Consider the following 7379-nt stretch of genomic DNA (forward strand, 5'->3'; position numbering starts at 1 on the left):
TTCTGGTCAGTCGAGATCGGGGCGGCCGGCGGGAAGGAAGCGCCCGCGGCCTGCGTGGATGTCGAGCAGCGTGCCGTCCTCCACCAGCAGTCCGCCGCGCGAGAACACATGGCGCGGCCAGCCGCTTACTTCGATGCCTTCATACGGCGTGTAATCGACCGCGTGATGCAGCGCTGCATTCGCGATCGTCACACGCTTCTCCGGGTCCCACACGGCAATGTCGGCGTCCGCGCCGACCGCGATCGTGCCTTTGCGCGGATACAGCCCGTAGAGTTTCGCGGGCCGCAGCGAGGTGAGTTCGACGAATTGATGCAGCGAAATGCGTCCTTCTTTCACGCCCCTGAACAGCAGCGGCAACCGCGTTTCCAGACCCGGAATGCCGTTCGGAATGTGATCGAACGAGACTTCCTTGCCGCCGGGCTTCTTGCCTTGCGGATCGTCGTAGGAGAAGGGCGCATGGTCGGATGAAACCAGCGAGAACACGCCTTGCCGTAGCGCCTTCCATACCGCGGTCTGATTCGCGGGATCGCGCGGCGGCGGGCTACATACGCACTTCGCGCCTTCGTACTCGCCGTGGCCCAGATCGTCGGCGGTGAGATACATGTATTGCGGGCAAGTCTCTGCATGGATCGGCAGACCGCGCGACTGTCCCCAGCGAATCTGTTCGATGGCGTCCGCGCCCGACACATGCACGATGAGAATCGGCACATCGACCAGTTCCGCAAAGGCAATCGCGCGATGCGTGGCTTCCCGTTCGACCACGGCGGGCCGCGCCAGCGCGTGCGCGTGCGGTGCATGCAGTCCGCGCCCGAGCAGCCGTTCGGTCAGCCAGCCGATGCAGTCCGAATTTTCCGCGTGGATCATCACCAGCGCGCCGTGTTCGCGCGCAACCGAGAGTACGTCGAGCATCTCGCGGTCGTTGAGTTTCATATCGTCGTAAGTCATGTAGACCTTGAACGACGTGTAGCCGTTTTGAATCAGACGCGGCAGTTCTTCCGCGAGCACATGCGGCGTGGGATCGGCGACGATCAGATGGAAACCGTAGTCGATCAGTGCACGTCCTTCCGCGCGCCGATGGTAGTCGTCCACCGCCGCCTGCAGCGATTGCCCCTTCGCCTGCGCGGCGAACGGAATCACCGTGGTCGTGCCGCCGCACAGCGCCGAGCGCGTGCCGGTGAAGAAGTCGTCGGCCATGCGCAAGCCGTCGGGCATCGGCTGATCGAGATGGCAATGTCCGTCGACACCGCCGGGCATCACCAGCATGCCGCTCGCGTCGAGTTCGCGCGGCGCGGGCGGCAGGCCCTGGCCGAGCATCGCGATACGGCCGTCGCGAATGCCGATGTCGCTCGTAAAGCGGTCCGACGCGGTGACCACGTCGGCATGACGGATCACGAAATCCAGATCGTTTGGCATGGCCTCGTCCTTATCCTCTTCCTCAGATTACTTCGGTGAACAGACGGCCCCAGTGCTTCACGCGGCGTGTGTCATAGTCGGCCAGTTGCAGCGATTTCCATACGACGGTGCTGATGGTGTCGTAGATCGGAATGCCGGTTTCCTCTTCGAGTGCGGGCACCAGATGCGCCGCATTCAGATTGGTGCAGAAGATGGAGATGGCGCGCGGCTTGTCTTTGGCGACTTCGCGCACCATGCGGCGGATTTCATCGGCTTCGACTTCAGAGAACGCGAAATTCACCTTCAGATTCAGATGCCGTTCGGCGATGCAATGCAGCCCTTCGCTACGATAGTTCGCGATGATCTTCTCCTGTACATCATCCAGATACGGCGTGACGAGACCGAACTCGCGCGCTTCGGTCTTGTGGAGGATCTCGTTGAGCGCCAGCACGGAAGTCGTCGCTGGAATGCCCGTCGCCTCCGTAATGCGGCGGCACAAACGCTCGTCGGCTTCGAAGCCGAGCCAGCCTGAAGACGTGCCGTTCCACGCGATCACATCGACTTTGGCATCCGCGAGCAACTCGGCGGCTTGCAGGATCTTGGTGTCGTCGAACTGGCCGAGTGCCCGGTCGGAGAGCGAGATTTCCGTCACCGGGAAACGCGCGAAATGCGCGGAAACGTCGGGCAGGTCGGCGACCATCGCGCTCGTCAGCGGTTCGAGCGAAGTATTTGACGAGGGCGTAAGCATGCCTAACAAAGTGCGTTTTTTCATCATGTGTCTCTTATGTTGATTGAGCGAAGCGTTGCTGCATGAATCGGTGGTTCGATCCCTCAGACGGGGATCTTCTTTTCATAGTCGATGAGGCTCGAACACAGCAGCAGACCGACGCCGGCCGCCGCGAAGAACATCAGCGCGAGAAAGTAGGAGTGCGTGAACTGCACGACCGCGCCGACAATGATCGGCACCGCAATGCCGCCGATATTGCCGCCGAGATTCATGAAGCCGCCGAGAAAGCCGATCTTGTTGCGCGTGCCGATGGACGACGGGATGCACCAGTAAAGGCCGCACCAGCGCAGGAAGAACAGCGTCGAGGAGAGCAGGGCAACGACCGCGACCGCATCGGTCACGTAGGCCACGGAAAAGATCGATACGGTAGCGATCACCGCCGCGATACCGAATAGCGTGCGCATCACGACATTCGGACGCCCGCCTGCGGCCTTCCACTTGTCTGCAATCCACCCGCCGATCAGCTCGCCGACAAAGCCGCTGAAGAAAATGATGAAGCTGGAACCGCCCATCTGCTTGATATCGAAGCCGTGGACCATGTGCAGATAATTAGGCATCCATGTCAGCAGGCCGTAGAACACGCTGTTGAAGCACATCCAGCCGAAGAACATGCCCCACACCGAGCGGTATTTGAAGAAGTCGCTCGAACGGCCAGAGAGCGAGGCGGGTTCCGCTGCGGCATCGCGTGCATGGGATTCCTCGATATACGCGGCTTCGAGTTCGTTCACGCCGGGGTGTTCGCGCGGCGTATTGCGAACGTAGTACCACGCGAGAATGCCCGCCAGCACCGTGCCGATGCCCGCGACGGCAAACGCCAGCCGCCACGAGCCGAGCATGGCGATCAGTCCGGTGATGAGGATCGCGCCCAGCGCAGCGCCCAGCGGTGCGCCGCCGTCGAGCAAGGTGGCGCCACGGCCGCGCTCGGTCTGCGTCATCCAGATCGCGTTGAGTTTGCCGCCCGCGGGGTAGATCGGTGCTTCGGATGCACCCAGTCCGAGGCGCGTGAGCAGCAGGCCCGGCGCGTTGGTGCAGACGGCGGCGATGGCCTGGAAGAAGCCCCAGAACACCGTCGCCGTGGCAATCACGATGCGCGGCTTGAAGCGGTCCGCGAGCATGCCGCCGGGAATCTGCATGACAGCATAGGTCCAGAAGAACGAGCTGAGGATCAGCCCTTCCATGGCCGGCCCGATCTCGAATTCCTTCGAGATCAGCGGCATGGCCACCGACAGCGACGCGCGATCGATGTAGTTGATCGCGATAAGACTCAGCATGACGACGAATATCTTCCAGCGGACGGCGGACTTGCCCACCGTCATTGCGGCAACACCGGATGTTGAAGACATGAACGGCTCCTGATAGGCGGATGTTTTCGTGACGTCGCGCAACGTTGAACAGAGTATAGGATTAGAAATTTATAATTACAAACAGTGTAAACGCTTGGTTTTAAACAAAAATAGCTCGCACGTTCGTGGTGCAGGGTTTTCACCAAGATCGTGATAAGCTTGCACTGCCATGAACCAGCCCACCAAAAATCCCCTTCTTTTGCGCACCCGAGGCATGGCGGCGGAGATCGCCGCGCGCCTGCGCGTGATGATCGACGAGGGCGAGCTGGCGCCCGGCGCGCGTATCGACGAAAAGGAATTGAGCATTGCGTTCGACGTGTCCAAGACACCGTTGCGCGAAGCCTTGAAGGTGCTGACCTCCGAGGGGCGGCTGACGCATCGGCAGTACATCGGCTATCGGGTGGCCGAGATCGATCTCGACGATCTCGCCGCGACCTTCGAACTGCTGCATGGGCTCGAAGCGATGGCGGGCGACATGGTGAGCCGGCGTATTTCGGAGGCGGAAGTGGCGGCGATCGCGGCGAAGCATTGCCGCATGGTCGAGTATCACGAAGCCGGCAAGCGGCTCGAATACTTCAAGCTCAATCAGCAGATCCACCAGATGATCGTCGATGCCGCGGCCAATCCGGTGCTCGCGAATGTGTATTCGACGCTGATGGCGAAGGTGCATCGCGCCCGCGGCGCGGCCAACGCCGATAGCTTGCGCTGGGCGGAGTCAGCCAACGAACACGAGGCGATTATCGCGGCGCTGCAGGACAAGGCACATGCCGATCTCGCGCGCATCCTGCGCGAGCATTCCGAGAACACGGCGCGCGAGGTGCTGGACGTGCTGATGCGTTCGCAGGACGATCCAATGTCGGGTAGGACGGCTTAGTTTGCGATTGGCGTGCGGCCGTTGATTCGCAGCACCCGCGCTTAGCATGACCATGGCCGGTGCACGTCATTGCAAGCGTGACGCGATACTCCTCGCGATCTCACGAAGCTCAAAGAGACTATTACTCGAAGCCAGTTAGCGCCGGCCGGACTGCTCCGTGTCTACGCGTCATATGGTTCGGGACGACGTTCGTCGCCCGCCATTTCGACCTTTCTTTCCGGACTGGCTCGAATGGAGAAGACTAGGGTTTATACCTTGGAAGCTTGGCTTGAAAATGGCATTTTACTATGGCATAGTGCCATTCATTCAAGGCCAGCTTTTTCCCCAGGAGTGACTCATGTCCGTTAAGAAAACCACGAAGTTGCGTGCTCTGCTGAAGTCGAAAACGTTCCTGCACATGCCCGGTGTCTACGATGCGCTCGCCGCGAAGTTCACCGAGCACGCGGGTTTCGAAGCGCTCTATTGCGGCGGCTATGTGACCGGCGGCGCGCGCGCCGTCACCGAACCGTTGTTGACCATGACCGAGCAAATCAAGCTGGCGTCCGACGCCGCCGCGGCAGTCGACATCCCGATGATCGTGGACGCCGGCGCCGGCTTCGGCGAGCCGTTGCACACCATGCGCACGGTCCGCGAATTCATCCGCGCCGGCATTGCAGGCGTTCATATCGAAGATCAGATTTACCCGAAGCGCGCGCATTACCACACCTATCAGGTTCACGAGACGACTCCGGAAGAGTTCGCGACGAAGATTCGCTATGCGTGCAAGGAGCGCGACGAGCAGGACCCGGATTTCGTGATCATTGCGCGCTCCGATTCGTGCCGGGAGTTCGGCCTTGATGTGGCAGCCGACCGGGTCAATCGCGGTGCGGACGAAGGCGCGGATCTTGGCCTGCTGTTCCCGCGCACGCCTGAGGAAACAGAGCGCGCGCCGAAGGTGTGCAAGGTGCCGCTTCTGTATGTGATGAGCCGGGGCAATCGCGACGGCCGGCCGATCTTCACGCGTAACGAACTCAGGGAAATGGGCTATGCAGGCATCATTGAATCGCAGTTGATGATGCTGGTTTCCGTGGATGCGCAACAACGCGCGCTGAAAGAATTGCGCGAAACCGGCCATCACACGCTGTTGACGCACGAGCAGGAGGTCCGCATTCGCAAGGACATCGAAGACCGCATCGATCTCGAAGAGTATTACGAGATCGAACGTCAGACCGTCGAAGGCCAGTAACCGGGAGCCCCTGATGTCCGTGAATCTGCAGCGTGAAGACGTGTCGACGGTGGAAGCCGTGATTGGTACGGTCCTGTCCCGCGCGTCAGCGCTGGAACTGTCGGGCCCGGAGCCGGGCGACGATGTGATCCGGCAACTGATTGCGGCAGCCGACAGAGCGCCTGACCACGGTAGCCTTCGTCCGTGGCGGATCACGGTTGTCAGGGGCGAAGCGCGGCAAGCGTTTGGAAAAAGGCTGGCCGAGAGCGCGCGGCGACGAACGCCGGAATTTTCGCAGGACGCGTTCGAGCGCGAGTGTCGAAAGGCAATGCGCGCACCGCTGGTGTTGATTGTTGCCGCAAAGATTACGGCCGGCATCAAGGTTCCCGAGACCGAGCAGTTGATGGCCGTGGCAGCAGCAGTACAGAACATGTGGATCGTTGCGCACGCAATGGGGCTTGGCGCGATGTGGAAGACGGGACACGTTGCACGCGATCCGCTGTTCAAACGGGAAATGGGCCTGACACCGGACGATCACATCGTTGCATTCCTGTATGTCGGGTATCCCGTCAGAACACGGGCAGTGTCGTTGCGCGACACCGAGCCGCTGGTCACGACCTTTGCCGACGCGATTCGGCAGGGCACCTGCGAAACGTTTGACGACGCGAACTGACCGACGGCAGCGCCATGCACAACGACGATCCATCCGTTCGCGACAGCTACAGCTACAGCGTGCCACGCGGTTCGTGCGATACCCACATGCACGTATTCGGCCCACTGGCTCGGTTTCCGGGACTCGCAGGACATAGCTACGCGCCGCGTCCCGCCACGTTGGACGACTGGCGGCGAAGTTTCGGTGCGTTAGGCATAGACCGTGTGGTGGTCGTGCAGCCAAGCTGTTATGGCACCGACAACACGTGCACGCTTGAGGCGGTCTCCGCCATGGGTGCGAACGCACGCGCCATAGTGAGCACCGACACCGACATTGCGGACGCAGCGCTTCGGGACCTTCATCGCGCCGGCGCTCGCGGCGTGCGTCTGAACGCAAAGAGCGTTGGCTCGCGTGACCCTGTTGCGATCGCCCGGCAGGTGAAGAACGTAGCGGAGCGCATCGCGGCACTAGGCTGGCATGTTCAGCTTCACGCTGAAGCAGCCGTGGTCACCCGATTGCGCGACACGCTGCATGCGTTGGCATGTCCGGTTGTAATTGATCACATGGGCGGGGTGCGCGTTCCGGTGGACGAACAGGATCTACTTGCGCTACAGGATCTGCTGCGCGGCGGGAACTGCTGGGTCAAGCTATCCGCACCGTATCGAATCGTTGAGAATGGAACGCCATTCGAAGCAACGCAGGCTCTTGCCGTCGCACTGATCGACGCAAATCCCGCACGGATAGTATGGGGTTCCGATTGGCCTCATACAAGCGAACATGCCGGGCGTCCTCAGGCTGATCCGCAACCGGTCGCGTTCCGGCAAATTCAACCGATGTCGCTTCTCCGGCTTCTGATGGCGCAATGCCACGACGAAAAGATGCTTGCCCGAATTTTGGTGGACAACCCCGCAGCGCTTTATGGATTCGGAGGGTAGCCAAGCGAGTTGAACGGGCTGACGCATAGCCAGGTTTCAGAGATCCAACACATACCAATCACATTGGCGATGCGGCCTCCTTGCGCATGCCGCCAGGGAGACGACACGCATCATGAATTCGACGGGCACTCGCATCTCAGACTCGACGACGGAACCATCAGAAGTTGGTCGCCATGAGCTTCTTTTGCAATC

At 61.0% G+C, this 7379-nt stretch carries 7 protein-coding genes; 4 read left to right on the forward strand and 3 right to left on the reverse strand.

The features are described 5' to 3' along the window. Positions 1-6: 6 nt before the first annotated feature. Genes hydA through P7F28_RS09000 form a run of 3 tightly spaced genes read right to left on the reverse strand, consistent with a single transcriptional unit; the run spans position 7 to position 3522 of the window. Positions 7-1413 carry a dihydropyrimidinase gene (gene hydA, locus P7F28_RS08990; protein ID WP_277184163.1) on the reverse strand — a complete coding sequence of 469 codons (1407 nt, stop codon included), beginning with the start codon at positions 1411-1413 and terminating at the stop codon, positions 7-9. Positions 1414-1435: 22 nt separating this feature from the next. Further along, positions 1436-2164, reverse strand: a complete 729-nt coding sequence (locus P7F28_RS08995) for an aspartate/glutamate racemase family protein (RefSeq protein ID WP_277184201.1) — start codon at positions 2162-2164, stop codon at positions 1436-1438. 59 nt (positions 2165-2223) lie between these two features. Beyond that, the gene (locus tag P7F28_RS09000) at positions 2224-3522 is read right to left on the reverse strand and encodes an MFS transporter (protein ID WP_277184164.1); all 1299 of its coding nucleotides are present in this window, start codon (positions 3520-3522) and stop codon (positions 2224-2226) included. 169 nt (positions 3523-3691) lie between these two features. Between P7F28_RS09000 and P7F28_RS09005 the strand changes: the two genes are divergently transcribed. From P7F28_RS09005 to P7F28_RS09020, 4 genes are all read left to right on the forward strand, one after another. Continuing rightward, positions 3692-4396 (forward strand): GntR family transcriptional regulator, encoded by a 705-nt coding sequence (locus P7F28_RS09005; RefSeq protein WP_277184165.1) that lies wholly within the window; start codon positions 3692-3694, stop codon positions 4394-4396. A 337-nt stretch (positions 4397-4733) separates the two neighbouring features. Then, the gene (locus P7F28_RS09010) at positions 4734-5621 is read left to right on the forward strand and encodes an oxaloacetate decarboxylase (RefSeq protein ID WP_277184166.1); all 888 of its coding nucleotides are present in this window, start codon (positions 4734-4736) and stop codon (positions 5619-5621) included. 13 nt (positions 5622-5634) lie between these two features. After that, positions 5635-6273 carry a nitroreductase gene (locus tag P7F28_RS09015; RefSeq protein ID WP_277184167.1) on the forward strand — a complete coding sequence of 213 codons (639 nt, stop codon included), beginning with the start codon at positions 5635-5637 and terminating at the stop codon, positions 6271-6273. 14 nt (positions 6274-6287) lie between these two features. Beyond that, entirely contained in the window at positions 6288-7187 is a 900-nt protein-coding gene (locus P7F28_RS09020; protein WP_277184168.1) for an amidohydrolase, read from the forward strand. The last annotated feature ends 192 nt before the right edge of the window (positions 7188-7379 follow it).

The organism is Caballeronia sp. BR00000012568055 (assembly GCF_029439455.1).
Classification (GTDB): Bacteria; Pseudomonadota; Gammaproteobacteria; order Burkholderiales; family Burkholderiaceae; genus Caballeronia.

What these genes read in the sequence shown, in the direction of transcription:
- hydA (WP_277184163.1), bottom strand. Translation starts at nt 1,413, where the DNA reads ATGCCAAACGATCTGGATTTCGTGATCCGTCATGCCGACGTGGTCACC.
- P7F28_RS08995 (WP_277184201.1), bottom strand. Translation starts at nt 2,164, where the DNA reads ATGAAAAAACGCACTTTGTTAGGCATGCTTACGCCCTCGTCAAATACT.
- P7F28_RS09000 (WP_277184164.1), bottom strand. Translation starts at nt 3,522, where the DNA reads ATGTCTTCAACATCCGGTGTTGCCGCAATGACGGTGGGCAAGTCCGCC.
- P7F28_RS09005 (WP_277184165.1), top strand. Translation starts at nt 3,692, where the DNA reads ATGAACCAGCCCACCAAAAATCCCCTTCTTTTGCGCACCCGAGGCATG.
- P7F28_RS09010 (WP_277184166.1), top strand. Translation starts at nt 4,734, where the DNA reads ATGTCCGTTAAGAAAACCACGAAGTTGCGTGCTCTGCTGAAGTCGAAA.
- P7F28_RS09015 (WP_277184167.1), top strand. Translation starts at nt 5,635, where the DNA reads ATGTCCGTGAATCTGCAGCGTGAAGACGTGTCGACGGTGGAAGCCGTG.
- P7F28_RS09020 (WP_277184168.1), top strand. Translation starts at nt 6,288, where the DNA reads ATGCACAACGACGATCCATCCGTTCGCGACAGCTACAGCTACAGCGTG.